The organism is Inmirania thermothiophila (genome assembly GCF_003751635.1).
Lineage (GTDB): Bacteria > Pseudomonadota > Gammaproteobacteria > DSM-100275 > DSM-100275 > Inmirania > Inmirania thermothiophila.
In genome coordinates this window covers 323,947-350,155 of sequence record NZ_RJVI01000001.1, presented here as the reverse complement: position 1 = coordinate 350,155, position 26,209 = coordinate 323,947, and the positions used below count along the sequence as shown (strand labels likewise).

Annotated in this window: 24 protein-coding genes, 1 tRNA gene and 2 pseudogenes; 16 read left to right on the top strand and 11 right to left on the bottom strand. The window is 77.2% G+C overall.

Going from position 1 to position 26,209, the window contains the following annotated elements:
* The first annotated feature begins 19 nt into the window (after positions 1-19).
* Together EDC57_RS01650 and EDC57_RS01645 are read left to right on the top strand one after the other, a co-directional pair.
* Positions 20-718, top strand: a complete 699-nt coding sequence (locus EDC57_RS01650; protein WP_123399602.1) for a hypothetical protein — start codon at positions 20-22, stop codon at positions 716-718.
* Complete coding sequence (locus tag EDC57_RS01645) at positions 715-2,130, top strand: hypothetical protein (RefSeq protein WP_123399600.1); 1,416 nt, start codon at positions 715-717, stop codon at positions 2,128-2,130. The genes EDC57_RS01650 and EDC57_RS01645 overlap by 4 nt, the downstream gene beginning before the upstream one ends.
* A 160-nt stretch (positions 2,131-2,290) precedes the next feature.
* On the opposite strand, the pseudogene EDC57_RS13370 reads toward EDC57_RS01645, so the two are convergent.
* From EDC57_RS13370 to EDC57_RS01630, 3 genes and pseudogenes are all read right to left on the bottom strand, one after another.
* Positions 2,291-3,103, bottom strand: a pseudogene (locus EDC57_RS13370) (glycoside hydrolase 100 family protein); the annotation flags it as partial.
* Positions 3,073-3,471 (bottom strand): annotated as a pseudogene (locus tag EDC57_RS13245) (glycoside hydrolase 100 family protein); the annotation flags it as partial. The pseudogenes EDC57_RS13245 and EDC57_RS13370, both read right to left, overlap by 31 nt.
* Positions 3,472-3,491: 20 nt before the next feature.
* Positions 3,492-4,304 carry an LOG family protein gene (locus EDC57_RS01630; protein WP_123399594.1) on the bottom strand — a complete coding sequence of 271 codons (813 nt, stop codon included), beginning with the start codon at positions 4,302-4,304 and terminating at the stop codon, positions 3,492-3,494.
* A 107-nt stretch (positions 4,305-4,411) separates the two neighbouring features.
* Here EDC57_RS01630 and EDC57_RS01625 point away from each other — a divergent pair, with 107 nt between their 5' ends.
* Entirely contained in the window at positions 4,412-5,176 is a 765-nt protein-coding gene (locus EDC57_RS01625) for a TatD family hydrolase (RefSeq protein WP_123399592.1), read from the top strand.
* Positions 5,157-5,972, top strand: coding sequence for a tRNA cyclic N6-threonylcarbamoyladenosine(37) synthase TcdA (tcdA, locus tag EDC57_RS01620; protein ID WP_123399590.1), 816 nt, complete (start codon positions 5,157-5,159; stop codon positions 5,970-5,972). Before EDC57_RS01625 ends, tcdA begins: the two co-directional genes overlap by 20 nt.
* Before the next feature lie 16 nt (positions 5,973-5,988).
* Here tcdA and EDC57_RS01615 read toward each other — a convergent pair whose 3' ends face one another.
* A complete protein-coding gene (locus EDC57_RS01615; protein ID WP_170165005.1) occupies positions 5,989-8,157 on the bottom strand; it encodes a GNAT family N-acetyltransferase in 2,169 nt (722 codons plus the stop codon).
* Between the two features lie 56 nt (positions 8,158-8,213).
* Here EDC57_RS01615 and EDC57_RS01610 point away from each other — a divergent pair, with 56 nt between their 5' ends.
* The gene (locus EDC57_RS01610; protein WP_123399586.1) at positions 8,214-8,636 is read left to right on the top strand and encodes a hypothetical protein; all 423 of its coding nucleotides are present in this window, start codon (positions 8,214-8,216) and stop codon (positions 8,634-8,636) included.
* 21 nt (positions 8,637-8,657) lie between these two features.
* Here the strand turns inward: EDC57_RS01610 and EDC57_RS01605 are convergent, their stop codons facing one another.
* On the bottom strand, positions 8,658-9,560 hold the full coding sequence (locus tag EDC57_RS01605; RefSeq protein WP_123399584.1) for a transcriptional regulator GcvA: 903 nt from the start codon (positions 9,558-9,560) through the stop codon (positions 8,658-8,660).
* Positions 9,561-9,679: 119 nt separating this feature from the next.
* On the opposite strand from EDC57_RS01605, the gene EDC57_RS01600 reads away from it, so the two are divergent.
* Together EDC57_RS01600 and EDC57_RS01595 are read left to right on the top strand one after the other, a co-directional pair.
* Positions 9,680-9,886, top strand: coding sequence for a hypothetical protein (locus tag EDC57_RS01600; protein WP_148051415.1), 207 nt, complete (start codon positions 9,680-9,682; stop codon positions 9,884-9,886).
* A gap of 99 nt (positions 9,887-9,985) precedes the next feature.
* Complete coding sequence (locus EDC57_RS01595) at positions 9,986-10,831, top strand: NAD-dependent protein deacetylase (protein WP_123399580.1); 846 nt, start codon at positions 9,986-9,988, stop codon at positions 10,829-10,831.
* On the opposite strand, the gene EDC57_RS01590 is transcribed toward EDC57_RS01595, so the two are convergent.
* Together EDC57_RS01590 and EDC57_RS01585 are read right to left on the bottom strand one after the other, a co-directional pair.
* Positions 10,828-11,025 carry a cysteine-rich CWC family protein gene (locus tag EDC57_RS01590; protein WP_123399578.1) on the bottom strand — a complete coding sequence of 66 codons (198 nt, stop codon included), beginning with the start codon at positions 11,023-11,025 and terminating at the stop codon, positions 10,828-10,830. The two genes, EDC57_RS01595 and EDC57_RS01590, sit on opposite strands and share 4 nt — an antisense overlap.
* Positions 11,022-11,639 carry a flavin reductase family protein gene (locus EDC57_RS01585; RefSeq protein WP_123399576.1) on the bottom strand — a complete coding sequence of 206 codons (618 nt, stop codon included), beginning with the start codon at positions 11,637-11,639 and terminating at the stop codon, positions 11,022-11,024. The genes EDC57_RS01590 and EDC57_RS01585 overlap by 4 nt, the downstream gene beginning before the upstream one ends.
* 71 nt (positions 11,640-11,710) lie before the next feature.
* On the opposite strand from EDC57_RS01585, the gene EDC57_RS01580 reads away from it, so the two are divergent.
* The 3 genes from EDC57_RS01580 (at position 11,711) to EDC57_RS01570 (ending at position 13,617) form a co-directional block, all read left to right on the top strand.
* Positions 11,711-13,249 (top strand): M48 family metalloprotease, encoded by a 1,539-nt coding sequence (locus EDC57_RS01580; RefSeq protein WP_123399574.1) that lies wholly within the window; start codon positions 11,711-11,713, stop codon positions 13,247-13,249.
* Positions 13,250-13,328: 79 nt separating this feature from the next.
* Positions 13,329-13,405, top strand: a tRNA-Arg gene (locus EDC57_RS01575).
* Positions 13,406-13,524: 119 nt separating this feature from the next.
* Positions 13,525-13,617 (top strand): 30S ribosomal protein THX, encoded by a 93-nt coding sequence (locus EDC57_RS01570; RefSeq protein ID WP_123399572.1) that lies wholly within the window; start codon positions 13,525-13,527, stop codon positions 13,615-13,617.
* Positions 13,618-13,642: 25 nt separating this feature from the next.
* Here EDC57_RS01570 and EDC57_RS01565 read toward each other — a convergent pair whose 3' ends face one another.
* Complete coding sequence (locus EDC57_RS01565) at positions 13,643-15,643, bottom strand: UvrD-helicase domain-containing protein (RefSeq protein WP_123399570.1); 2,001 nt, start codon at positions 15,641-15,643, stop codon at positions 13,643-13,645.
* A 59-nt stretch (positions 15,644-15,702) separates the two neighbouring features.
* A complete protein-coding gene (locus EDC57_RS01560; protein WP_211331851.1) occupies positions 15,703-16,707 on the bottom strand; it encodes an MDR family oxidoreductase in 1,005 nt (334 codons plus the stop codon).
* A gap of 149 nt (positions 16,708-16,856) precedes the next feature.
* Between EDC57_RS01560 and EDC57_RS01555 the strand changes: the two genes are divergently transcribed.
* From EDC57_RS01555 to EDC57_RS01545, 3 genes are read left to right on the top strand one after another with little or no spacing between them, the layout of a single operon-like run.
* The gene (locus tag EDC57_RS01555; RefSeq protein ID WP_123399568.1) at positions 16,857-17,768 is read left to right on the top strand and encodes a LysR family transcriptional regulator; all 912 of its coding nucleotides are present in this window, start codon (positions 16,857-16,859) and stop codon (positions 17,766-17,768) included.
* Complete coding sequence (locus EDC57_RS01550; protein ID WP_123399565.1) at positions 17,765-18,958, top strand: efflux RND transporter periplasmic adaptor subunit; 1,194 nt, start codon at positions 17,765-17,767, stop codon at positions 18,956-18,958. The genes EDC57_RS01555 and EDC57_RS01550 overlap by 4 nt, the downstream gene beginning before the upstream one ends.
* Positions 18,955-22,086, top strand: coding sequence for an efflux RND transporter permease subunit (locus EDC57_RS01545; RefSeq protein ID WP_123399563.1), 3,132 nt, complete (start codon positions 18,955-18,957; stop codon positions 22,084-22,086). Before EDC57_RS01550 ends, EDC57_RS01545 begins: the two co-directional genes overlap by 4 nt.
* Positions 22,087-22,091: 5 nt before the next feature.
* Here EDC57_RS01545 and EDC57_RS01540 read toward each other — a convergent pair whose 3' ends face one another.
* Both EDC57_RS01540 and ubiK read right to left on the bottom strand, forming a co-directional pair.
* Positions 22,092-23,588, bottom strand: a complete 1,497-nt coding sequence (locus EDC57_RS01540; RefSeq protein ID WP_123399561.1) for a YifB family Mg chelatase-like AAA ATPase — start codon at positions 23,586-23,588, stop codon at positions 22,092-22,094.
* Between the two features lie 28 nt (positions 23,589-23,616).
* Positions 23,617-23,916, bottom strand: coding sequence for a ubiquinone biosynthesis accessory factor UbiK (gene ubiK / locus EDC57_RS01535; RefSeq protein ID WP_123399559.1), 300 nt, complete (start codon positions 23,914-23,916; stop codon positions 23,617-23,619).
* A gap of 109 nt (positions 23,917-24,025) precedes the next feature.
* Here ubiK and EDC57_RS01530 point away from each other — a divergent pair, with 109 nt between their 5' ends.
* The 3 genes from EDC57_RS01530 to EDC57_RS01520 are packed head-to-tail and all read left to right on the top strand — an operon-like array spanning position 24,026 to position 25,963.
* The gene (locus tag EDC57_RS01530; RefSeq protein ID WP_123399557.1) at positions 24,026-24,577 is read left to right on the top strand and encodes a hypothetical protein; all 552 of its coding nucleotides are present in this window, start codon (positions 24,026-24,028) and stop codon (positions 24,575-24,577) included.
* Positions 24,570-25,169 carry an ABC transporter ATP-binding protein gene (locus tag EDC57_RS01525; protein ID WP_123399555.1) on the top strand — a complete coding sequence of 200 codons (600 nt, stop codon included), beginning with the start codon at positions 24,570-24,572 and terminating at the stop codon, positions 25,167-25,169. The genes EDC57_RS01530 and EDC57_RS01525 overlap by 8 nt, the downstream gene beginning before the upstream one ends.
* Complete coding sequence (locus tag EDC57_RS01520) at positions 25,166-25,963, top strand: ABC transporter permease (protein WP_123399552.1); 798 nt, start codon at positions 25,166-25,168, stop codon at positions 25,961-25,963. The genes EDC57_RS01525 and EDC57_RS01520 overlap by 4 nt, the downstream gene beginning before the upstream one ends.
* The last annotated feature ends 246 nt before the right edge of the window (positions 25,964-26,209 follow it).

Sequence of the window (26,209 nt, the reverse complement as noted above, 5' to 3'; positions counted from 1 at the left end):
GGAGATGTTGTCCCGGTCCATGCGTCTTGCCCGCCGGGGGCTCGCGGTGCTCGCCCTGCTGCTCGGCGCAGCGGCACCGGCCGCGGCGCTGGAGCGGTTCAGCTACTGCGGCCACCTGCTCGTGACCGGCGGGCTCGAGACCCCGCAGGGCACGGCGATGCCCGCGGCGCCGGTGATGCCCTTCGTGGGCGGCTACCTGGGGCCGCTGGGCCTCACCCCGGTGGCGCCGCGCACCTGCGTGTACGTGCGCCTGGGCCCGGTGCGGGACGGGCGCTACCTGCCCACCATCGTGGTCTGGTCCGACCTGCAGATGCCCGTCGCCTACCACGCGGACATCTATTCCGATGCCGAGGGCATCTTCGGCCACCGCCCGGCGGCACCCTACGGCGGGGCGGGGGCCGGGACGCCGTCGGCGCGGGAGCTGGAGGCGGCCCTGGAGGCGGCGGCGGGCGAGCCGGTGCTGCTTGCGGTGCTGGACGCCCTGGGTCAGGGCGAGAGGCAGCTGCGCCTCGACCGCGACCTGATCCCGGTGCTGGTGCCCGGCACCGCCCAGGGCCTGACGCTGTCCGGCCGGTACGAGATCACCGAGATCCGCGCCGATCCCCGCTTCCCCGCCGAGGTCCTGGAGCTGCTGCGCGACGGGCAGGCGCGGCGCACACCCCACAGCCCCGGCTGGCGGGCGATCGCCATCCCCGCCGACAAGGTGCCCCCGACATGACCCGTCGTGCCCTCCTCGCCCTGGCCCTGGGGCTCTGGGCGGTCGCGGCCCCGGCCGCGGAAGGCCGGCTGCTGGTGGTGCGCCCCGCCAGGGCGCTGGCGGCCCTGGCCCCGTCGCCCTCCGGGGTCTGGTTCGCGGTGGTGCCGCCGGAACCGTGGCAGCCCCACGCCGAGGCGCCGCCGGTGTTCATCCCGGTGGAGGCGGGCGGACGCAAGGCCGCGGGCTCCGTGGTGATCGGGCACTGGGGCCGGCGCGGCGTGGACCGGCTCGCCGCCCTGCCGGGCGACCTCGCCCTCGGCGGTCGCCGGGCCTACGGCGTGAGCGGCATGGCGGCGGACGGCGGGACGGTCTGGCTCACCGGTCCCCTGGTGTTGCCCGAACGGCCCATCGGGCGCTACTTCCTCGCGCACCTGGATGCCGCGGGCGGCACAGAGGTGGCGGTGGATGCCGGGCCCGCCGCGGTGGCCGTGGCCGCCCGGGCGGGGACGGTGTACGTGGCGCGCAATCCCGAGCCCGGGACGCCGGTGCCGGTGGCGGCCCTGGCGCGCCACGGCGGCTGGACCGCCCGCCTCCCGGTGGCGGGGACCGCCCCGTTCTTCTCGTGGACCCCCGGGCCCGGGATCGCCGCCGCGGCCGGGGGCGTCCTCGCCGCGGCGCGCTTCCACGGATCGGTGCGGGTCGCCGGGGCCGAGGCACGCAGCCCCGCCCCGGGCGAGATGCCGATCCTCGGCACGCTGCCCCCGCCGGCCCTCGAGGCCCTGCGCCGGCTCCTCGCCAGCGGGTCGCTGCCGCCGCTGCCGGCGGCGCTGGTGGTGCACCTGGACGCGGGCGGCCGGCTGCGCTGGCTCGACACCGTGACCCCCGATGCCGTGCGGGTCGGCGGGACCGCCGGCGGGGGCGGCATGGACCCCGCCCGCATCGACGGCTTCCCCGTGCTGGCGGCCGACGGGGCCGGCCGCGCCTACCTCGTCGGCCGCTACGTCCATGCCGTGCGTTCGGGGGACCGGCGCATCGTGGTGGAAGAGGCCGCCGCGGACGAGACCCACTGCTTCGCCGCCTCCTGGGAGCCCGACGGCAGCCTGCGCTGGCTGCGGGACGTGCCCGGGTGCCGCGGCGAGGTCATCGGGCTCGCGGCCGGGGGCGGACGGCTCGTCGCCGTCACCGCCCAGGAGGCCCTGGCCCTCGACGCGGGCACGGGCACCCTGCGCGGGCGCCGGCCGCTGCCCCGGGCGCGGCGCACGGACCGCCCCCCGGAGCTGCGCTGGACCGCGGCCGCCGTGGCCGGCGGACGGCTGCTGCTCGGCGGCACGTTCCGCGGCAAGGCCGAACTTCTGGGACAGCGGCTCGACGAGCCGCGCACGGTGGCGGTGGTGGCCGAGCTGCCCCTGGAGGTCGCGGGCGCGGGGCCCTGACGGACCCCCGGCAGGCCGGGGCCGGCCGCCGCGGCGGGCGCGGCCTCAGCCGCCGCCCGGAGGGGATCCGGAGGCCACCTGGCAGCTGGCCGGGGCGGCGAGGAGGGCGTGGGCCGCCGGCCGCTCCAGCAGGTCGTGAGCGAGCAGGAAGGAGGCGGCGGGCGGCGACGGCGAAGGCCCGCTCGGCGAGCTCGTCGGCCCCGGCGCGCCGGCACGCGCCCACCAGCAGCCACAGCAGGACGGGCCAGTTGCCCCCGTTGTGATAGGACCAGGGCAGGTTCTTGGGGTCGCTGCCCGTGAGCAGCCGCCACTCCTCGCCCTGCAGCGCCGGGTAACACAGCTTGGCCGGCATCGCCCCCACCAGGTCGTCCCAGCGCCGCGTGTACAGCGCGGTGAGGGCGTGGCGCTGGGGCAGCGTGGCAGTATCGGTGAGCACCGCCAGCAGGTTGCCCTGGGCGAAGTAGCGGAAGTCCATCCGCCCCAGGCCGAGGTTGCCGAGAAAGTAGCCGGCGCCGTCCGGCAGCCAGTCGATCACCCAGTCCGGCACCGCCTCCGGATACACGTTGAACAGGTTCTCCGCCCGCGCCCCGAACTCCTCCGTGCCGAAGCGCAGGATCTCGTTGAGGCGCGGCAGGTCGAGCCAGTAACAGAGCGGCAGGTAGGAGCGCAGGCTCCGCCGCCGCGCCTCCACGGCCCGGCACAGGTCGTGGTCCGCGCCGGTGCGGTGCAGCACCCGCCCCGCCGCCCCCAGGGCGGCCAGCAGCAGCACCTGGATGTCCACCGGGTGGCCGTAGACCCCCAACCGCCGGTCGATCATGAAGGCGCCGTCCGGCACCAGCATCGTGGGCATGTCCTCGAGCTCCTCCCGCAGGCAGAACTCCACGATGCGCCGTGCCGCGGCATGGATGCGCGGGTCCCGGGCGAGGGGCTCGCCCCCGTGAGCTGGACGTAGGCATCCAACAGCACCAGCCACCAGAGCATGGAGTCCACGGGCGTGACGCGGCCGATGGCCTAGTCGCCGGAGTCGGCGCGCAGCCGCTCGCCGCCGTCGGGCCCGCGCTCCACCGCGAAGCTCGCGGGCATCAGGCCCGGGGCGCGCCGGTGGCCCGCGGGGCTGGCGCGGGCGGCCTGCAGCTGCGCCAGGACCAGGAGGAAGGCACGGACCATCCCGCTCCTGCCCTCCGGCAGCTCGAGCAGCGCCGCGGGGACGACGTCCCGCACGAAGCAGTGGTAGTAGTTCTCGGCCGCGGCACGGTCCGAGGCCGGCACCGCCAGCAGCCCCACGGGCTCGCCGCGCCAGGTCACCACGGCGTCGGCGAGCAGCGCCCGCGCCTCGGCCACCGCCCGTGCCACCGCGCCGGTCACAGGATCGCCCCCCGCTCGGGCACGCCGTGGCGGGCGAGCTGCTGGACGAGGTAGTCGAAGGCCTCGTCCACGGAATCGGTGCGCAGGTAGAGGCGGAGGTCCTCCGGGTCGATGGTGCCCCACTCCGCGAGCGCCTCCAGGTGCAGGACCCGGTCCCAGTACTCGGTGCCGAAGAGCACGATGGGCAGGTGCTTGCGGATCTTGCGCGTCTGCACCAGGGTCAGGAGCTCGAACAGCTCGTCCAGGGTCCCGAAACCGCCCGGGAAGACCACCACCGCCTTGGCGAGGTAGGCGAACCAGAACTTGCGCATGAAGAAGTAGTGGAAGTGGCAATGGAGCTCGCGGGTGACGTAGGGGTTCTCGAACTCCTCGTGCTCCAGGGAGATGGTGAGGCCGACGTTGAGCCCCCTGGCCTCGGAGGCACCGCGGTTGGCCGCCTCCATGATGCCGGGCCCGCCGCCGGTGCAGACGACGAAGCGGCGGGCCTCCTCGCCGAGGCCCTTGGACCACTCGGTCAGCCGGCGCGCCAGCTCCCGCGCCGCCTCGTAGTAGCGCGACATCGCCAGACGCCGCCGCGCCCGCTCGACGTCGCCGCCCTCGGCCTCGGCCTCGGCCAGCTCCCGCTCGGCCTGCTCGCGCGAGGGGATGCGCGCCGAGCCCATGAAGACCACGGTGTCCTCCACACGATGGCGGTCGAAGCGCCCCCACGGCTCCAGGTACTCCGAGAGGATGCGCAGGGGACGCGCCTCCCGGCTCTCGATGAAGTCCCGGCGCAGATAGGCCGGCGTGGTGCGACGGCGACGGCTCATGGCTCCTCCGCTGGGTTGTCCGGGGGCACGCCCCTGCCCCCGCGGCCAGCGTACAACAGGACCGGGCCGGACCGCGCGCCCATGCGCCGGGGCTACAATCCCGGGCGATGGAGCTCGTCGACACCCACTGCCACCTCGACGTCGCGGACTTCGACCCCGACCGGGCGGAGGTCCTGGCGCGGGCGCGGGCGGCCGGCGTCGCCGACATCGTCGTGCCCGGCGTCACCGCCGCCGGCTGGGATCGGCTCCTCATGCTCTGCGCCGGCGATGCCCGCCTGCACCCCGCGCTCGGGCTCCATCCGGTCTACCTCGCCGAGCACCGCCCCGAGGATCTCGCCGCGCTGGAGCGGCGCCTGGGCGAGCACCGCCCGGTGGCGATCGGCGAGATCGGCCTCGACCACTACGTCGACGGCCTCGACCACGCCGCCCAGCGGCGGCTGTTCGCGGCCCAGCTCGCCATCGCCCGCGAGGCCCGCCTGCCGGTGCTGCTGCACGTGCGCAAGGCCCACGACGAGGCCCTGCGCCTGATCCGCGAGGCCCGCGTCGAGGGCGGCATCGCCCACGCCTTCAACGGCAGCCTGGAGCAGGCCCACCGCTACCTCGACCTCGGCTTCCGCCTCGGCTTCGGCGGCATGCTCACCTACGAGCGCTCCCGGCGGCTGCGGCGGCTCGCCCGTGACCTGCCCCCGGAGGCCATCGTGCTGGAGACCGACGCCCCCGACCTCACCGTCGCCGCCCACCGCGGCAGCCGCAACAGCCCCGAGTACCTGCCGCACGTGCTCGCCGCGCTGGCCGACGTCCGCGGCGAAGACCCGCAGCGGCTCGCCGCCCTCACCACCGCCAACGCCCGCCGTGTCCTGCGCCTCGCCTGAGCCCGACGCCGACTGGCGCGCCCGCTTCGGCGCCCTCGGGCGCCTCTACGGCGAGGCCGCGCTGCCGGTGCTCGCTTCCATGCACGTCTGCGTCGTCGGCCTCGGCGGGGTCGGGTCCTGGGCGGTGGAGGCGCTCGCCCGCACCGGCGTCGGCGCCCTCACCCTCGTCGACTACGACACCGTCGAGCCCGGCAACTGCAACCGCCAGCTGCCGGCGCTGACGGCGAACTTCGGGCGCAAGAAGCACGCCGTGCTCGCCGAGCGCATCGCCGCCATCCATCCCGGCTGCCGCGTCACCTGCATCGACGACTTCGCCACCCCGCGCAACGTCGCCGAGCTGATCACGCCCGCAGCCGGCCTCGACTGCGTCATCGACGCCATCGACGGCATCGCCGCCAAGGCCGCGCTCATCGCCCGCTGCCGGCGGCTCAAGATCCCCGTCGTCACCACCGGCGGCGCCGGCGGCCTCACCGACCCGACGCAGGTCCAGGTGCGCGACCTCAGCCGCACCTGGAACGACCCCCTCGCCGCCAAGGTGCGCGCGAAGCTGCGCGCCGACTACGGCTTCAGCCGCAACCCGAGGCGGCGCTTCGGCGTCGAGTGCGTCTTCAGCATCGAGCAGCCCCGCTACCCCCGCCCCGACGGCAGCGTCGGCCCGGAGAAGCCGGGCATCCACGGCGTCTCCCTCGACTGCCGCCTCGGCTACGGCTCCGCCGCCCACGTCACCGCCGTCTTCGGCATGGTCGCCGCCGCGCGCGCCGTCCATCGCACCCTGGAGCGACGGCTCCGCGCCTGACCCCCGCCGCCCGCGCTCACGCCCCCGCATCGCGCAGCCGCCGCCGCACCGCGCGCACGGCCTCGCCGCCGCGGGCCTCCAGGGCCGGGCGCAGCGCCTCGCGCAGCCGCGCCGCCGCCTGCGCCCGGCCGGGCACACCCAGCATCCCCGCCACCTCCGGCCACGGCCGCCCCTGCAGGACCTTGGCCACCAGGGCCGCCGCCTGCGGCGGCGCCGGCGCGGTCGCCGGATCCCCCAGCAGGGGCGGCAGCAGCTCCGCCAGCGCCGGCTGCGCCTCCTCGTAGATGCGCCGGCCCCAGGCGAAGGCCGCCGCCTGCGCCCACGCCGCCTCCCCCACGGCCTCCCACCGCGCCGGCCCGGCGGCCCCCAGGAGGGCCGCCGCAAGCTCCGGCTCCAGCCCCCGCAGGGGGTCGGCGAGGCGGCGCGGCAGGCCGCGCCCGAAGTCGACGCAGGCGGCCTCCACCGCGTCGCGCCCGCCCCCGCTCAGGCCCTCCAGCATCAGCACCGAGTGCTCGCCGCTGGCCGCCCCCCGGCGCACGCTCACCCGCGCCGGGCGCAGCCCCGCCCGGCTCCAGAAGGCGACGAGCCCCGGCGTGGCGCCGAAGCTCGCGCCGAGGCCGTCCCAGCCGCGGGCGCAGGCCTCGCGGCGGGCCGCCTCCACGAGGGCGCGGCCGATCCCCCGGCGGCGGCGCGCGGGATGCACTGCGATGCGCACGATCCGGCCCCAGCGCAGGCGCGCCGCCGCCTCGAGGCCCAGGTGGGCGGCCAGGGTCTCCGGCACGAGGTGGCCGTGGGGGCGGCGCACCCCAGCCCAGACGGCGCGCGCCGCGTCGGCATCGAAGCCGCCCTCCTCGGCGAGCAGGACCACCCCCACCGCCGCCGCACCCTCGCGGGCGAGCAGCACGTGCAGGTTCGGCCCGTCCAGCAGATATCGCAGATCGTAGGGCCGGGTGCGATAGTGGGCGCTCACCAGGAGGCCGAAGACCTGGGCCAGCAGGGCCTCGTCGGCGGCGAGGGCGTCGCGCCCGGCCACGGCGATCGCCGGCGCGCACGCCGCCGCCGGGGGGAGGGGCGCCGGCTCGGCATCCAGCAGCAGGGCACGGAAGAGCCACGCCTCCAGGGCGTCCTCCGCCCCCCAGCGCACGGGCTGCTGCAGGCGCACGACGCGGGCGCCGCGGCTCGCCGCCTCCACCGCCGGCAGGAAGCGCAGGGCGAAGCCGCGCCCCGAGCCCTCGTAGCCGTGCACGGTGGTGGCGAAGCCGATGCGCGGGTGGGCCGCCAAGAGAGCGGCGAGGAGCGCACCCGGCAGGGCCGCGGCCTCGTCCACCAGCACCATCGCCCCCGGCTGCGGACGGCGCACGAGGGCGTCGGGGGGGAGGAAGCGCACCCCCGCGGCGGCGAGCGCCCGCCCCGCGGCCACCCCCAGCCGGGCGGCGGCATGGCGCAGCGCCGTGGCCGCGGCCTCGGGCCGCGGCGCCGTGATCACCACCGCCCGTCCCCGCGCCGCCAGGCGCGCGGCGCAGATCCCCAGCGCCGCCGACTTGCCGCGGCCGCGGTCGGCGACGAGCACCGCGGGGCGGCGCCGGCCCCCCTCGGCGGTGCGCAGGAGCGCGGCCACCGCCGCCGCCTGGTCGGCGCTGAGGCAGTCCGGGTCCGGCGACGCCTCGCCGCGGCGGTCCGGGGGAGGCGCGGGAAGCGGCGGCAGCCCCCCGCCCTCCCGCACCACGATCACCCCCGGATGCGCCGACGAGATCCGCGCCAGGCGGGCGAGGAACCGCCCCGCCACCGCCTCGGGGCCGTACCCGGCGACGGCGATGCGGGCCCGCTCCGGATCCGGGTGGACGGGCCAGCGCTCCGGGGGCGGCGCCGGCAGCAGGAGCAGGCCCGGGCCCCGCACCATCCCCGCCGCCATCCCAAGGAGGTCGGGATCGAAGCCCTCGTGGAGGTCCACGACGACGGCGTCGTGCTCGCCGCCGAGGTGTCCCGCCGCCTGCCCCCGCGCCGCCGCGGCGAGGCCCGCCGGCGGCTGCGCCCCGATCCAGAGGGCGTCGCCCGCCGCCCGCGCCATCGCCGCCGCCGTCCCCCGCCCCCAGGCGGCACCGCCGGCGAGGAGCACGGCGCGGCGGTGGCGCGCGGCGGCAAGCCTGCCCATGAGCGCCCGCGCCCAGGCCGTCGCCGCCTCCACCCCCGCGCCTTCTGGTACCCTGTGGGGATCGTCCATCGCGAACCCGAGAGGTCAGCATGAGCACGCAGGATATCGCCGAGGCCCTCAAGATGGAGCCGGGCCAGCTCTACCGCGAGGAGGTCTTCACCGACCGGCGCGCCGGCACCATCCGCCGGCTCGTCCCGGTCACCGACGAGGGCCTCCAGGATCCGGCGCGGGAGGTCCTCTACGTCGGCCAGACGCAGATCCTCACCGCGGTGGGCACCCTGCCCATCGCCTTCGAGATCCCGGCCAAGAGCCTCGAGGAGGCGGTGGCGAAGTTCGGCGACGCCGCCAAGGAGGCGGTGGAGGACACCCTGCGGGAGCTGCAGGAGCTGCGCCGCGAGGCCGCCTCGCGCATCGTCATCCCCGAGGGCGGCCTCGGCGGCGGGGGCCTCGGCGGCGCCGGCGGCGGCATGCCCCCCGGGGGGATCCCGGGCGGCGGCATCCAGCTGCCCTGAGGCGCGGCGGCCGGCGCGCGCCTACGCCTCCGCCACCTCCTCCAGCAGCCAGGCGCGGAACGCGGCCACCTTGGGCCGCTCCACCGCCGCGCGCGGGCAGACCAGGTAGTAGGCGTACTCCAGGGGCAGGCGGATGTCGAAGGGGATCACCAGCCGCCCCGCGGCGAGGTCCGGCTCGGCCAGCTTGTCGATGGCGAGCACCACCCCCTGACCGTCGGCGGCGGCCTCCAGGGCCAGCGTGGTGTGGCTGAACCGCGGCCCGCGCCGCGGGTTGACCCCCTCCACGCCGGCGAGACGCAGCCACGAGGCCCAGCCCTGCTGCGAGGTGTCGCGCCCGAGGCCCTCGTCGTGCAGCAGCGTGAAGCGGGCGAGATCCTTCGGCTCGCGCAGGCCGCGCGCCACCAGCGACGGGCTGCACAGCGGCACGGCGCTGACGCCGAAGAGCCGCTCCGCGTGCAGCCCCTGCGGATAGCGGCCGTCGCTGAAGTCGATGGCGACGTCGGCCTCCTCGCGGCCGAAGTCGGGCAGCCCGTAGCGGGCCGAGATCTCCACGTCCACCTGCGGGTGGCGCTCGGCGAAGCGGTCGAGGCGCGGCACCAGCCACTTGCCGGCGAAGGCCGGGGCCACGCTCACCACCAGCGGCCCGGTGGTGCCCACCTCCCGCACTCGCGCCACGCCCCGCGCCAGCAGCCGGAAGCCCTCGCTGACCTCCGGCAGGCAGGCGCGCCCGGCCTCGGTCAGGCGCAGGCTGCGGGCATGCCGCTCGAACAGGCGCACGCCGAGATAGCGCTCCAGCGAGGCCACCTGCTGGCTGACCGCCGCCGGGGTCACGTGCAGCTCCTCCGCGGCGCGCGTGAAGCTCAGATGGCGCGCCGCGGCCTCGAAGGCGCGCAGGGCGTTGAGGGGCGGGAGTCGGTGCGGCATCGCGTCCTCAATTTTTAGCTTTCCTAAATCATCGCATGATAAATCGTTGTTTGTAAAGCTCGCCCGGGCGCGCCACAATTTGCGGCGGTGCAGCATCGAAGGTCTCTGGAGTGGCCGCCATGAAGATGCAGATCGATCCGGAGCGGGCGGCGCTGGCGCGTGACCCCGACGCCGTGCAGCGCATCATCGAGCAGGCGCGGGCCGAGCGCGCGCGCCACCTGGCACGGTTGCTCACGGCCGGTGGACGCGCCCTGCGGCAGGGGCTTGCGCGCCTGCTGGAGGGGCGCGGGCCGCTCGTGGGGGGACACGGCCGCGCCGCCGCCTGACCCAGGCTTTCTTTCTCTCCCTCGTTGCTCGCTTCGCCGGCCCTCGGGCCGGCATCTTTTTGCCTTGCCGCCGCCGCGGCGGCGGCCTACCCTCGCCCCATGGGCACGCGGACGGGCCGCGAAGTGGCCGCCTGGCTCGCCCGCCACGCCCCGGTGGCGGTGCTCACCGGGGCGGGCTGCAGCACCGCCTCCGGCATCCCCGACTACCGCGACCGCGAGGGACGCTGGAAGCGGCCCGAGCCGATGCGGCTGCAGGTCTTCCTCTCGGGGCCGGAGACGCGGCGGCGCTACTGGGCGCGCAGCGCCGCGGGCTGGCCCCGCATCGCCGCCGCCCGTCCCAACGCCGCGCATCGCGCCCTCGCCGAGCTGGAACGGGCCGGGCTCGTCTCCACCGTCGTGACCCAGAACGTGGACGGGCTGCACCGGCGCGCCGGCAGCCGCCGCCTGGTGGAGCTGCACGGCCGCCTCGACCGCGTGCGCTGCCTCGCCTGCGGCGCGCTGGAGTCCCGCGCCCGGCTGCAGCGGCGGCTGCTCGCGCTCAACCCGGCCTTCGCCGCCGCGCCCGCCGCCCGGGTCCTGCCGGACGGCGACGCGGCGCTGGCGGAGGAGCTCGCCGCCGGCTTCCGCGTCCCGGGGTGCCGGCGCTGCGGGGGGCTGCTCAAGCCCGACGTGGTCTTCTTCGGCGAGGCCGTGCCGGGGGCGGCCGCCGCCGCCGCGCAGGCGGCGGTGGAGGAGGCCGCGGGGCTGCTCGTGGTGGGCTCCTCGCTCATGGTCTACTCGGGCTTCCGGCTCGTGCGCGCGGCGGCCGCGCGCGGCCTGCCGGTGGCGATCCTCAACCTCGGCCGCACCCGCGGCGACGCCCTCGCCGGGGCCCGCTGGGAGGCCGACTGCGTGGCCACCCTCACCGCCGCCGCGGCCCGTCTCGGCGCCGCCGTACCGGCCTAGCGAGGGCCCTCGGCCTCCCGCACCCGCCGCACCCGCTCGGCGAGGCAGCGCGGGCAGAGGCAGCCCGCGATCCCGGGCTCGGGCGGCAGGGGCGGAAAGTCGCGCGCGCACCAGCAGCCGCACGAGTCGTCGATGCCGCAGCGGAAGGCCGCGCCGCAGCGCGGGCACCGCCGCTCGGCCCCCGGCGCGTTCACCGCGGGCGGCGGCGGCGCTCGATGGCGCCGAAGGTGACGTACTCGCTGGCGCCGAGCCGCGCGATGGGATCGACCCGCTCGGCGTGCACCACCAACCGGCCGCGGGGGTCGTGCTCGGCGACGGCGTCGTCGTACCAGATCCTGCGCACCCGCCCCAGGATGAGCGCCTGCGGCGCGGCACCGATCTCGTGGATGGCGAAGCGCTCGCAGGCCATGGCGATGCGGCAGGCGGCCAGGCGCGGCAGGTCGAAGCCCTCGAAGGGCTCGAGCGCAAGCCCCAGCCGCTCCAGCTCCGACTCGCCGTAGGGCAGGGTCGCCGAGCTCTCGTTGAGGGCGTCGAGCAGCTCGCGGTGGGCGATGTGGATCACGAAGCGGCCGCGCTCGGCGATGTTGCGGCAGGTATCCTTGGGGCCGCCGTCGGTGGGCTTGCGGCCGATGGAGAGCATCACCAGGGGCGGGTCGCTGGCGACGGCGTTGAAATAGGAGAAGGGGGCGAGATTGAGCGAGCCGTCGGCGTTGCCGGTCAGCACCCAGGCGATGGGGCGCGGGATCACGGTCTGGGTGAGGGTGAAGTAGACCTGGTCGGGGGCCAGGGCGTCGAGATCCACGTACATGGCGGCACCTCTCCTCGGGATCGGGCGCAGTCTACGGCCGCGGCCGCGGCGGTGGTAGGGTATCGCGGAGCATGCGCCGTCTCGCCATCGCCCTGTCCGCCGCCGCCCTCCTCGCCGGCTGCGCCGTCAATCCGGTCACCGGCCGCAGCGAGCTGCGCCTCGTCTCCACCGCGCAGGAGATCGAGACCGGGACCCGCGCCTACCTGCCGGCGCGGCAGATGCAGGGCGGGGACTATGTCGCCGACCCGCAGCTGCTCGCCTACGTGCGCGAGGTGGGCCGGCGCATCGCCGCGGTGGCCGACCGCAGGCTCCCCTACGAGTTCACCATCGTCAACGACGGCACCCCCAACGCCTGGGCGATGCCCGGCGGCAAGATCGCCGTGCATCGCGGCCTCCTCCTGGAACTCGGCAGCGAGGCCGAGCTCGCCGCCGTCCTCGGCCACGAGGTGGTCCATGCCGCCGCGCGCCACGGCGCCAAGGCCATGGAGCGCGGCCTCCTGCTGCAGGGTGCGGTGCTCGCCGTGGCCGCCGGCGCCGCCGAGCGCGGCTCGGCGCCGCTGCTCGTGGGCGGCGCCCGGCTCGCGGCCGGGCTGCTGAACCTGCGCTACTCCCGCGAGGCCGAGCTCGAGGCCGACCGCTACGGCGCCCTCTACATGGCGCGGGCAGGCTACGACCCCCGCGCCGCGGTCAGCCTCCAGGAGACCTTCGTGCGCCTCTCCAAGGGCCGGCGCAAGGACCTGCTCGCCCGGCTCTTCGCCACCCACCCGCCGTCGGAGGCGCGCGTGCGCGCCCTGCGCGCCTGGGTCGCCACCCTGCCCCAGGGCGGCGAGCTCGGCACCGAGCGCTACCAGGCCCGCACCGAACGGCTGCGCCGCACCGCGCCCGCCTACGCCGCCTGGAGCCGGGGCCGCGAGACGCTCGCCCGGGGCGACCCCGCCGCCGCCCTGCGGGAGGCCGAGCGCGCCCTCGCCATCGAGCCCGCGGAGGCGCTCTTCCACGCCCTGCGCGGCGACGCCCTCGCCGCCCTCGGGCGCAGGCGCGAGGCCCGCACCGCCTACGACCGCGCCGTGGCCGCGAATCCCGGCTACTACTACCCGCGGCTTCGCCGCGGACTGCTCCTGCGCGAGCTGGGCGAGCGCGAGGCCGCCCGCGCCGACCTCGAGGCCAGCAACCGGCTGCTGCGCACCGCCGCCGCCCTGCGCGCCCTGGGCGAGCTGGCGCTCGCCCAGGGGCGGCGCGAGGAGGCCGTGCGGCTGCTCGCCGAGGCCGCCGGCGCCGACGACCCCGAGGGGCGCGCGGCCTACGCGACGCTGGCCCGCATCGACCTCCCGCACCGCCCCGGCCGCTACCTGCCGGTGCGCATCGGCCGCGGGCGCTCGGGCCGCGTCCTGGTGGAGCTTCGCAACCCGACGCCGGTCGCCGTCGCCGACGTCGTGGTGCGCATCCGCGCACCCGCCGCAGACGGGGTCCGCATCCTCGCGCAGCGCCTGCCCGGCACCCTCCCGCCCGGCGGGCGCCGCCTCGTCGATCCCGGCCTCGGCCCCCTGCCCGATGCCGCGCTGGCCGCCCTGCGCGCCGAGGTGGTGGCGGCGCGGGTGGCCGCACCCTAGCCGGTTGCACAGCGGCGGCGCCGGCGGTACAGTGCGCGCCACCGGGGCGGCCCGCATCCCGCGCGGCCGCCGTCGCAAGGCGCCCGTAGCTCAGCTGGATAGAGCGTCGGCCTCCGGAGCCGAAGGTCAGAGGTTCGAATCCTCTCGGGCGCGCCAACCCCCTGCGCCGGCCCCGCCCCCTTCCGCCGCCGTGGCGCGCCCGCCTTCCGCGGCGCCCGTCCCGCCCGTAGAATGGCGCCGCGCTGAGGATCCCTGACGATTGCGGAGGTTCCATCATGGGCAAGGGTGATCGCCGCACGCGCCGGGGCAAGATCTGGCGCGGCACCTACGGCAACACGCGGCCGAAGAAGGTCCGCAAGGGCCGCTGAGGGCGCGGGGGCCGCGCCCGCCGGCTCAGCCGGCCCCGAGCAGGCTCTTGAGGTTGGCGAGGTGGGCGCGGCCCCGGGCCGCCCGCTCCCGGGGGTCGGCCACGGCACCGGCCCCCTCCAGCACCAGCTCCTCCCGCGGCAGCTCGTCGAGGAAGCGGCTGGGCTCGCGTTCGACGGTCTCGCCGCGGGCCCGGCGCTTGCGCGCCCAGGTCAGGACCAGGCGGCGCCGGGCGCGGGTGATCCCGACGTAGGCGAGCCGCCGCTCCTCCTCGACGGTGCCGGCCTCGACCGCGTTCTGGTGGGGCAGCAGCCCCTCCTCGAAGCCCACCAGGAAGACGCAGGGGAACTCCAGGCCCTTGGCCGCGTGCAGGGTCATGAGGGTGACGCGGTCGCCGCCGCGCTCCTCGTCGTCGCGCTCGAGGATGTCCATCAGCACCAGCCGCTCGACGACGGCGGCAAGACGCCCCTCACCGCCGGCCTCCTCCGCCAGGCGCCCGATCCAGGCGATGAGCTCCTCGACGTTCGCCCAGCGGCGCTCGGCGGCGGCGCCGTCGGCGCAGCACGCCTCGAGCCAGGTGCGGTAGTCGATGGCGCGCACCAGCTCGCGCACCGCCGCCGCCGGATCGCCCCGCTCGCCGCGGTCGCCGAGCTCGACGATCATGCGCGCGAAGGCCTCCAGGCGCTCGGCGGCGCGCGCCGGCAGGTGCTCGCGCAGCCCCAGCTCGAGGCACGCCGCCAGCATCCCGACCCCGCGCTCGCCGGCGTAGCGCGCCAGCGCCTCCACCGTCCGCGCCCCGATCTCGCGCCGCGGCGTGTTGACCACGCGCAGGAAGGCGGGGTCGTCGTCGGGGTTGACCATCAGCCGCAGGTAGGCGACGAGGTCGCGGATCTCGGTGCGCTCGAAGAAGGAGGTCCCGCCGGAGATGAAGTAGGGCACCCCCTGCTCGCGCAGGGCCCGCTCGAAGGGGCGGGCCTGGTGGTTGCCTCGGTAGAGGATGGCATAGTCGCGCCAGCGCCCGCCGCGGCGGAAGCGGTCGGTGACGATCTCCGAGACCACCCGCAGGGCCTCGTCCTCCTCGTCGCGGCAGGCCAGCACGCGGATGGGGTCGCCCGCGCCGAGCTCGCTCCAGAGCCGCTTCTCGAACAGGTGCGGGTTGTGGCTGATGAGCCGGTTGGCGGCGCGCAGGATGCGGCCGGTGGAGCGGTAGTTCTGCTCCAGCTTGACCACCTTGAGGCCGGGGAAATCCTCCGCCAGCCGCGCCAGGTTGTCGGGACGGGCCCCGCGCCAGGCGTAGATGGACTGGTCGTCGTCGCCCACCACGGTGAGCGCGCCGCGCACCCCCACCAGCGCGCGCACGAGCCGGTACTGGGCGCCGCTGGTGTCCTGGTACTCGTCCACCAGCAGGTAGCGGATGCGCCCCTGCCAGCGCTCGCGCGCCGCCGCATCCCCCTCCAGCAGCCGCACCGGGAGCAGGATGAGGTCGTCGAAGTCCACCGCCCCGTAGGCCCGAAGGTGCCGCTGGTAGGCCTCGTAGAGCTCGGCCGCGCGGGCCTCCTCGTCGCTCGCCGCCCGCGCCCGGGCCTCGGCGGGCGTGACCAGATCGTCCTTCCACGCCGAGATGCGCGCGCGCGCCGCCTCCACCAGCGCCGGCGAGGCCGGCCCCGCCACCTCGCGCAGCACGCCGAGGCTGTCGGCGGCGTCGAGGATGGTGGGGGCGCGGCGAAGCCCCAGGGCCTCGGTCTCGCGGCGGATGATCTCCAGCCCCAGGCTGTGGAAGGTGCACACCGTCAGGCCGCGCGCCCCGCGCCCCCCGGTGAGGGCCGCGACGCGCTCGCGCATCTCCCGCGCCGCCTTGTTGGTGAAGGTGACCGCGGCCACGTGGCGGGGGGCGTAGCCGCACGGCCCGAGGAGGTGGGCGATCTTGTGCGCGATGACGCGGGTCTTGCCGCTGCCGGCGCCGGCGAGCACCAGCAGCGGCCCGTCGATCCAGGTCACCGCCTCGCGCTGTCGGGGGTTGAGCTCCATGGCGCCTCCGCGAGCGAGCGGCGCATTCTACCCCCGCGCGGGCGACTGCGGGGTGCCGCTCAGGCGTCGACGTCGATGACCACGCGCCCGGCGATGCGGCCGGCGACGATGTCCTCGGCCAGCTCGCGCAGCCGGCTCATGGGCTCGACCCGAATCAGCCGCTCCAGCACCTCCACCGGGAGGTCGGCGGCGAGGCGGTCCCAGGCGCGGCGGCGCCGCTCCGGCGGCAGGATCACGGAGTTGATGCCGAGCAGGCTGACCCCGCGCAGGATGAAGGGGAAGACCGTGGTGTGGAGCTCGTGGCCGCCGGCGAGGCCGCAGGCCGCCACCGCACCGCCGTGGCGGGTGCGGGCGATGAGCGAGGCCAGCGTCTGCCCGCCCACGGTGTCGACGCCGCCGCCGTAGGTCTCCGACTCCAGCGGCCGGCAGGGCGCGGCCAGGACCTCGCGCTCGATCACCTCCGCCGCGCCGAGCTCGCGCAGGAAGGGGCCGCGCTCGCCGGCCCGCCCGGTGGAGGCCACCACCCGGTAGCCGGCGCGGGCGAGCAGGACCACGGCGATGCTGCCGACGCCGCCGGCCGCCCCGGTCACCACCATGGGGCCGAGGTCGGGACCGATGCCGTGGTCCTCCAGCGCCAGCACGGCCAGCGCCGCGGTGAAGCCCGCGGTGCCGATGCCCATGGCAAGGCGGGCGTCGAAGGGCGCCGGGATCGGGACCAGCCACTGCGCGCGCACGCGCTGGTACTGGCTGTAGCCGCCCCAGTGCAGCTCGCCGATCTCGCAGCCGGTGATGAGGACCTGGTCGCCCGGCTTGAAGTCGGACGCGGCCGACTCCACCACCTCGCCGGCGAGGTCGATCCCCGGCACCAGCGGGAAGCGGCGGGCGATCTTGCCCTTGCCGGTGACGGCGAGGCCGTCCTTGTAGTTGAGGCTGGAGTAGCGCACACGCACCAGCACGTCGCCCTCCGGCAGGTCGGCCGCGCTCAGGGTGCGCGGCGCGCAGCGGTAGCCGCCCTCGTCCCTCTCGATGAGCCAGGCGTTGAAGGCATCGGGTGTCGCGCTCACGGGCAGGCCTCCTCTCTTGGTTGTCGTCCGGCGCCCCGCTCCGACGGTGGCCGACCATTCTAGCAGCCGGCCCGGCGCCGCCGCCGGGGCCCTTGCCAGCGGCGCGCGCTGCGCCTAAAACGGGGAGAGCCCCCGCCGCGGAGGAGCCGTTGCGACCGCGCATCAGCCTCGACGCCCTCGTGGTCCTCGACGCCATCGAGCGGCGCGGCAGCTTCGCCGCCGCCGCCGAGGAGCTGCACCGCGTCCCCTCGGCCATCACCTACACGGTGCAGAAGCTGGAGCAGGACCTCGGCGTCGTCCTCTTCGACCGCAGCGGCCACCGCGCGCGCCTGACCGAGGCCGGCCGCGTCCTCGTGGAGCAGGGCCGCAACCTGCTGTGGGCGGCGGGGGGGCTGGAGCGCATGGTGCGGCAGGTGGCCACCGGCTGGGAGGCGGAGCTTGCGGTGGCGGTCTCGGACCTGCTGCCGCTGGAGCGGCTCTTCCCCCTCGTCGAGGCCTTCTACGCCGAGCACCACGGCACCCGCCTGCGGCTGCTGCGGGAGGTCTTCGGCGGCGTCTGGGACGCCCTCGCCTCGGGGCGCGCCGATCTCGCCATCGGCGCAAGCGGCGAGGGCCCCGCCAACGGCGGCTACGCCACCCGCCCCCTGGGACACCTGCCCTTCGTCTTCGTGGTCCCGCGCGGCCATCCGCTGGCCGAGGCCCCGGAGCCCGTGAGCGACCAGGTCCTGCTGCGCCATCGCGCCGTCGCCGCGGCGGACAGCTCCCGCCGCCTGCCCCCGCGCACCGCCGCCCTGCTCTCGGGACAGGACGTGCTCACCCTGCCCGAGATGCGCGACAAGGTGGCGGCGCACCGCCACGGCCTCGGCGTCGGCCACGTCCCCCGCTACCTGGTGGCCGCGGACCTCGCCGCCGGGCGCCTGGTGGAGAAGCGCCTCGCCCACGCCAGCGCGCCGGCCGACCTCCACCTGGCCTGGCGCGAGGACGCGCGGGGGCGGGCCCTCGCCTGGTTCGTGGAGCGGCTCGAGCGGGACCGCCCCTTCGCCGATCTGCTCGAGCCATGAGCCGCCCCGAGCCCCTGCCCCCCGCCCACGAGCCGCCGGCGCAGGCGCCGCCGCGCCGGGCCCCCGGCCGCGCCCTCCACGCCCTCGCCGCCCTCGCGCTGCTCGCCGCCGGCGCCGGGGTGGCGGCCTGGCTCATGGCCACCGCGCCCGAAGCCCCGCGCCGCCCGCCGGCGGCGGCGCCGCCCCCGGTGCGCTGGATCGAGGCCGTGCCGCGCCCGGTGCGCGCCACCGTGCAGAGCCACGGCACCGTGGCCGCGGCGGTGCAGACGACCCTCGCCGCGGAGGCGGCGGGGCGGCTGGTGGCGGTGGAGCTCGAGCCGGGCGGGTTCTTCGATGCCGGTGCGCTCCTCGCGCGCATCGACCCGGCCGGCTACCTCATCGCCCGCGACGAGGCCCGCGCCGCCCTCGCTGCCGCCCGCGCCGCCCTGCGCGAGGAGGAGGCGCGGGCCGAGCAGGCCCGCCGCGACTGGCGCCAGCTCCACCCGGGCGAGCCGGCTCCACCGCTCGCCGCGCGCGAGCCGCAGCTCGCCCGCGCCCGCGCCGAGGTGGCGGCGGCCGAGGCGCGGCTGCGCCGGGCCGAGCTGGACCTGGCGCGCACGGAGGTCCGCGCCCCCTATGCCGGGCGCGTCCTGCGCCGCCTCGCCGATCTCGGCCGCTACGTCACCCCCGGCACGGCGCTGGCCGAGATCCACGCCGTCGAGCGCGCCGAGGTGCGCCTGCCCGTGGGCGATGCCGACCTGGCGCTGCTCGCGCCGGCGGTGGGCCGGGCGGTGCGCCTGCGCGCCGGCGGGCAGGCGTGGACGGGGCGCATCGCGCGGGTGGAGCCCGCGGTGGACCCGCGCACGCGCGAGCACATCCTCGTCGCCGAGATCCGCGACCCCTTCCGGCCGCGGCCCGACGGCACGCCGCCCATCCCCATCGGCCAGTTCGTGGAGGCCGAGATCGAGGGGCGGCTGCTCGCCGCGGTGGTGCCCCTGCCGCGCGAGGCGGTGGACGCCGACGGCCGGGTGGCGCTCATCGAGGACGGCGGACGGCTGCGCCGGCAGGCGGTAGAGGTGGTCTGGCGCGACCGCGACCGGCTCGCCGTGCGCGGGCTGGCGGCCGGGAGCCGCATCGCCCTCGGGGTGCCGCCCACCCTCCCGGACGGGGCGCGGGTGCGCCCGGTGGCCGCCGCCGGGGGCGGGGCGTGATCGCCTGGTTCGCCCGCAACGAGGTCGCCGCCAACCTGCTCATGGCGGCGATCATGGCCCTCGGGCTCTGGTCCCTCGCCGGCCGCCTGCCCCTGGAGGTCTTCCCCGCGATCGAGCGTGACGTGGTGGAGGTGGCGGTGGCGGTGCCGGGGGCGACGCCGCGGGAGGTGGAGGAGGGGGTGGTGACCCGCATCGAGGAGGCGGTGGCCGACCTCGAGGGCATCGCGCGCATCGCCTCCTACGCCTACGAGGGGGCGGGCCGGGTCTCGGTGGAGGTGGAGGAGGGCACCGACCCGCGCGAGCTCCTGGACGAGATCCGCAACCGCGTCGACGCCATCACCGCCTTCCCCGCCGAGGCCGAGCGGCCCCGCTACGCGGTCTCGGTCTCGCGCCGTGAGGTGATCAGCGTGGTGGTCTCGGGCGCCCTCGGCGAGGACGCCCTGCGCCGCATCGCCGAGCAGGTGCGCGACGAGCTCGCCCGCCTGCCCGGCGTGGCGGCGGTGGAGCTCGCGGCGGTGCGGCCGCGGGAGCTCGCGATCGAGGTCCCGGAGGCCGCCCTCGACCGCCTCGGCCTGACCCTCGATGAGGTGGTGGAGGCGGTGCGCCGCCATGCCCTCGACCTCCCCGCCGGCAGCCTGCGCACGCCCGGCGCCGAGATCCTGCTCAGCACCCGCGCCCAGCCGCGCAGCGCCGAGGGCTTCGCCGCGATCCCGGTGCTCGCCGACGCCGAGGGCGGCCTCGTGCGCCTCGGCGAGATCGCCACCGTGCGCGACGGCTTCGAGGAGACCCCCCTCGAGACCCGCTTCGACGGCCGTCCGGCCCTCGTCCTCGACGTCTACCGCAGCGCCCGCGGAAGCGCCATCGAGGTGGGGCGGGCGGTGCGCGACTACGTCGCCGCGGCGCAGGCGCGCCTGCCCGAGGGGGTGCGCATCGACTACTGGCGCGACCGCTCGCGCATCGTCCGCCTGCGCCTCGAGACCCTCGCCAAGAGCGCCTGGCAGGGGGGGCTGGTGGTCTTCGTCCTCCTCGCCCTCTTCCTGCGGGTGGCGGTGGCGGTGTGGGTCTGCCTCGGCATCCCGGTGGCCTTCCTCGGCACCCTCGCGCTGCTGCCGGACCTCGGCATCACCCTCAACATCATCAGCCTCTTCGGCTTCATCCTCATGCTCGGGGTGGTGGTGGACGACGCCATCGTCACCGGCGAGAACATCTACGCCCACCTGCGCCGCGGCGAGGCGCCGCTGCAGGCGGCGGTGGCGGGCACCCGGGAGGTGGCGGTGCCGGTGACCTTCGGCATGCTCACCACCGCGGCGGCCTTCGCGCCGCTCATGATGGTGCCGGGCGTGCGCGGCCAGCTCTTCGCCCAGATCGCCCTCGTCGCCATCGTCGCCCTGGTCTTCTCCTGGCTCGAGTCGAAGCTCATCCTGCCCGCGCACATGCGCCACGTGCGCGCGCGCGAGACCGCACCCTCGGCCTGGGCGCGGCTGCAGCACGCGGTGGCCGACGGGCTCGAGGCGTGGGTGGCGCGCGCCTACGGGCCCTTTCTCGCGCGGGTGCTGGCCTGGCGCTACGCCGCCCTCGCCCTCTTCGTCGCGGTCTCGGTGGCGGTGCTCGCCATCGCCGCCAGCGGCCGCTACGGCTTCACCTACTTCCCGCGGGTGGCGAGCGAGGTGGCGCAGGCGACGCTGCAGATGGAGCCCGGCACCCCGGCCGAGGTCACCGCCGCCGAGATCGCGCGCATCGCCGCCGCCGCGGCCGAGCTCGAGGCCCGCTACACCGACCCCGCGAGCGGCGAGTCGGTGATCCGCCACATCCTCGTGCGCACCGGCGCCACCGCCTCGGGCGGCTCGCCGGGACGGCGCGGCGGCAGCCCGACCCTGGGCCAGGTGGCCCTCGAGCTGGTGCCCCCGGAGGAGCGGACGGTGGCGGTGACCACGCCCGAGCTGGTGCAGGCCTGGCGGCGCCTCATCGGCGACGTCCCCGGCGCCCGCAGCCTCACCTTCCGCGCCGAGATCGGTCGCAGCAGCGACCCTATCGAGATCGAGCTCTCGGGGCCCGACCTCGCCGCCCTGCGCGCAGTCGCGGCGCAGGTGCGCGGCCGCCTCGCCGGCTACGCCGGGGTGTTCGACATCGAGGACGACTTCGACCGCGGCCAGCCCGAGATCGAGCTGCGCCTGCGCCCGCAGGCGGCCCGCTACGGGCTCGACGCCGCCACCGTCGCGCGGCAGGTGCGCGCCGCCTTCCACGGCGCCGAGGTGCAGCGGCTGCAGCGCGGCCGCGACGAGGTGCGGGTGATGGTGCGCCACCCCGAGGCGGAGCGGCGCTCGGTGGCGACCCTGGAGCGGCTGCGGATCCGCACCCCGGACGGCGCCGCCGTCCCCCTCGCCCGGGTGGCCGAGCTCCACCTCGGCCGCGGCCTCACCACCATCCGCCACCTCGACCGCCGCCGCGTGGTCACCGTCCACGCCGACGCCGACAAGGGGCGCGTGGACCTCAACGCCGTCGCCCGCGACCTCGCCCCGTTCCTGGACGGGCTCGCGGCCCGCCACCCGGGGCTCGCCTGGCGCTTCGGCGGCGAGCTCGCCGAGCAGCGCGAGACCTTCGGCCGGCTCGCCGCCGGCACCGCGCTGCTCCTCTTCGCCATCTACGCCCTGCTGGCGATCCCGCTGCGCTCCTACGTCCAGCCCCTGATCGTGATGCTGGTGATCCCCTTCAGCCTCGTCGGCGCCTTCCTCGGCCACGTCCTCATGGGTATGGACCTCAGCATCATGAGCGTCATGGGGCTGCTGGCGCTGGCGGGCGTGGTGGTCAACGACAGCCTCGTCCTGGTGGACTGGACCAACCGCCACCGCGCCCGCGGCATGGCGCTCGCCGAGGCGGTACGGGCGGCGGGGGTGGCCCGCTTCCGCCCCATCCTCCTCACCTCGCTCACCACCTTCGGGGGGCTGGCGCCGATCATCTTCGAGCGCAGCACCCAGGCCCAGTTCCTCATCCCGATGGCCGTCTCCCTCGGCTTCGGCGTCCTCTACGCGACCCTCCTGAGCCTGGTCCTGGTCCCGGTGGGCTATCTGATCCTCGAGGACCTGCGCCGCCTCGTCGCGGGGCTGCGCCCGGCGCCGGCGCGCCCGTGAGCGCCTCAGGCGAGGCGGCGGTCGAGGCGGCGGTAGCCCACCGCCTCGGCCACGTGCTCGGGGGCGATGGTCTCGGCGCCGGCAAGATCCGCGATGGTGCGCGCCACCCGCAGGATGCGGTGGTAGGCGCGTGCCGAGAGCCGCAGCCGCTCGATGGCGGCGGCGAGCAGCGCCGCCGCCTGCGGCGCCGCACGGCAGTGGCGCTCCACCCCGGCGGCGTCGAGGGCGGCGTTGGCCCGCCCCTGGCGCGCCAGCTGACGCCCGCGCGCCGCCGCCACGCGGGCGCGCACCGCGGCCGAGTCCTCCCCCGGGCGCCCCGCCAGCAGCTCCTCGCGGGGCAGCCGCGGCACCTCCACGTGCAGGTCGATGCGGTCGAGCAGCGGCCCGGAGATGCGGGCGCGATAGCGGCGCACCTGCTCCTCGGTGCAGCGGCAGCGCCCGGCGGGGTCGCCGAGGTGCCCGCAGGGGCAGGGATTCATGGCCGCGACGAGCTGGAAGCGGGCGGGAAACTCCGCCTGCCGCGCCGCCCGCGAGACGGTGATGCTGCCGTTCTCGAGGGGCTCGCGCAGGGCCTCGAGGACGCGGCGGTCGAACTCCGGGAGCTCGTCCAGGAAGAGCACGCCGTGGTGGGCGAGGGAGACCTCCCCCGGCCGCGGCTGCCCGCCCCCGCCCACCAGGGCCACCGCCGAGGCCGTGTGGTGGGGGGCGCGAAAGGGCCGCAGGCCCCAGCGGGCGGGATCGAAGCAGCCGGCGGCGGAGGCCACCGCCGCCGCCTCCAGGGCCTCCTCCTCGGTCATGGGCGGCAGGATCCCCGGCAGGCGCTGGGCGAGCATGCTCTTGCCGGTCCCGGGCGGGCCGATGAGGAGCAGGCTGTGGCCACCCGCGGCGGCCACCTCGAGGGCACGACGCGCCTGGTGCTGGCCGCGCACGTCGGCGAGATCCGGCACCGCCCCCACGCCGCCCCGCTCGGGGGCCGCGGCCGGCGCCAGCGGCTCGCGCCCGGCGAGGTGGGCGCACACCGCGAGCAGGTGCCCGGCGCCGAGGACGCGGCCGCCCGCGGCGGCGGCCTCGGCCGCGTTGCCCTCGGGGACGACGAGGGCGCGGCCCGCGCGGCGGGCGGCCAGCGCCGCCGGCAGGACCCCGCGGCAGGGCCGCAGCGCCCCGGTCAGGGCCAGCTCCCCGATGAGCTCGTGGCCGTCGAGGGCCTCCGCCGGCACCTGGCCCGAGGCGGCGAGGATCCCCACCGCGATGGGCAGGTCGAAGCGCCCGCCCTCCTTGGGCAGATCGGCGGGGGCGAGGTTGATGGTGATGCGGCGGGCGGGGAAGTCGAAGCCGGCGCTCACCAGCGCGCTGCGCACCCGATCCTTGGCCTCGCGCACCGCCGCCTCCGGGAGGCCGACGAGGGTGAGGGCGGGCAGGCCCGCACCCAGGTGCACCTCGACCACCACCTCCGGCGCCGCGACCCCCTCCTGGGCGCGGCTGTGGACCACCGCAAGCGTCAGGGCGGATCCCTCCCCCCGCGGACGCCCCTCAGGTGGGCGGGTCCTCCGGCCCCTCCTCCAGCGGCGGTTCGGCCGGCGGCGTGATGCCCGCGTGGGCCTCCAGCGCCGCCACGCGCCGCTCCAGCCGCTCCACCATCGTCCGCGTGCGCGCGAGCAGCTCGGCCTGGACGTCGAACTCCTCGCGCGTGACCAGGTCCATGCGCGCGAAGAAGGCCTGGAGCACGGCGCGGAAGTTGCGCTCCATGTCCTGCTGCAGCTCGCGCATGCCCGGCGGCACCATCGCCGCCAGGCCCTTGGCGAGCTCGTCGATGGTCTTCTGGCTGATCATGGCCGACGCCTCCACGGGGAACGGGAGAGGATTGTTCCGCAGCCCCCGCCGGCACGCAACCGGGCGGCGCGGATGGCGGCGGCGCGCCCCCGCCCTTATCCTTGCCGCGATGGCCTCGCTCCACGTCCACCGCGCCCGCATCGCGCTGCTGCTGCGCTTCGACGACGCCGCGGTCACCGCGATGGCCCGCTATTCGCCGCGCCTGCTCGGCGAGACGCTGGCCGAGGCGGTGGCCCGCGGGGTCGCCGAGCGCGGCCTCGGCTACTTCCCGCCGCTGCCGCGCCTGGTGGAGCTGGGGCTCGCCGAGCCCGACCTCCTGGCGGCGGTGGACGACGTCACCGCCTTCGTGCTGCAGGCGGCGCGCAACGGCGGCCGCCAGCGCCTCGCCGCCCTCTTCTCCTCGGTGCGGGTCGAGCGCGTCACGAGCCCCGCCCACACCATGCCCCCCATGCGCCCCGCCGACCCCCGCGCGGTGGAGGCCCTGGCCCACCACTACGCCCCGGACCGCGCCCGCCTCGAGCTGGTGGTGACGAGCCTCGAGCGCAACGCCTACGAGGGGGCCGAGCGCTGGCTCGGGCGGCGGGCGGCGCGGGCCCTGGCGGGGCTCGCCCGCGACATCCGCCTCCTCGACGCCGCCCCGCTGGAGGCCGGCGATGGCTGAGGGGCTCGTCCTCGAGGGGCTGGCCGTCCCGCCGCTGGAGCCCGTGGACCTGCACCTCGCCCCCGGCACCATCACGGTGCTGCGCGGCCCCTCGGGCAGCGGCAAGACCCGGCTCCTGCGCGCCATCGCCGACCTCGAGCCGCACCGCGGCCGCGCCCTGCTCGACGGCGTCCCCGCCGAGGCGATGCCGGCACCCCAGTGGCGCCGCAAGGTGGCGTGGCTTCCCGCGGAGCCGCGCTGGTGGGGCGCGCGGGCGCGCGATCACTTCCCGCCCGGCGTCGAGGCCGGGCTCACCGCCGCGGGGCTTGCGGCGACGGTGCTCGACGAGCCGCTCGAGCGCCTCTCCAGCGGCCAGCTCCAGCGCCTCGCCCTGCTGCGGCTGCTCGCGCGCGGGCCGCGCGTGCTCCTCCTCGACGAGCCCACCGCGCGCCTCGACCCCGTCAACACGCGCCGCATCGAGCGGCTGGTGGGCGAGCACCTCGCCCGCACCGGGGCCCTGGCGCTGTGGGTGACCCACGACGAGGAGCAGGCCGCGCGCCTCGGCGGCTCCGTCCTCGAGATCCGCGGCCGGCGGCTGGAGGCGGCGGCGTGATCCCGCTCTCGCCCCTGGATCTGGCCCTCGCGGCGGCCCTCGTCCTCGCCCTCGCCGGCCTCTCCGCGGCCCTCGGCCTCGGCATCGGCCGCGGCCTCCTCACGGCGGCGGCGCGGGCGGCGCTGCAGCTCGCCCTCGTCGGGCTCGTCCTCAAGGCCCTGTTCGCCGCCCGCCACCCCGCGCTCGTCGCCGCCGTCGCCGCCTTCATGCTCGCGGTGGCCGGGCGCGAGGTGCTGGCGCGCCAGCAGGTGCGCCTGCGCGGCGGCTGGGGGCTGGCGGCGAGCACCCTGCCCATCGCGCTGTCCACCTTCGCCGTCACCGTCCTCGCCCTCGCCGTGATCATCGCCCCCGAACCGTGGTACGCGCCCCGCTACGCCGTGCCCCTGCTCGGGATGCTGCTCGGCAACGCCATGAACGGCGTCGCCATCGGCCTCGACCGCCTGCACCAGGGGATCCGGCGCGAGGCCGCGGTGATCGAGCAGCGCCTCGCCCTCGGCGAGCCCTGGGCCGAGGCCGTGGGCGGCCTGCGCCGCGAGAGCGTGCGCGCCGGCATGATCCCCATCATCAACGCCATGGCCGCCGCCGGCGTGGTCAGCCTGCCCGGGATGATGACCGGCCAGATCCTCGCCGGCGCCCCGCCGCTGGAGGCGGTGCGCTATCAGCTCCTGATCCTGCTCCTGATCGCGGCGGCGAGCGGGCTCGGCACCCTCGGCGCGGTCTGGATCGCCACCCGCCGCCTCACCGACGGGCGGGAGCGCCTGCGCCTCGACCGCCTCACCGGCCCCGCCCCCTGAGGCCTCCCCGCAGACCCCCACCGCCGACGCCCCGACGACGGCGCTCCGCGGCGCTCCCCGCTTCCGGCGCTTCGCGCCCACGTGTCCGCGCCGCGCCTGCGCCTCGACCGCCTCACCGGCCCCGCCCCCTGAGGCCTCCCCGCAGACCCCCACCGCCGACGCCCCGACGACGGCGCTCCGCGGCGCTCCCCGCNNNCGCGCCTGCGCCTCGACCGCCTCACCGGCCCCGCCCCCTGAGGCCTCCCC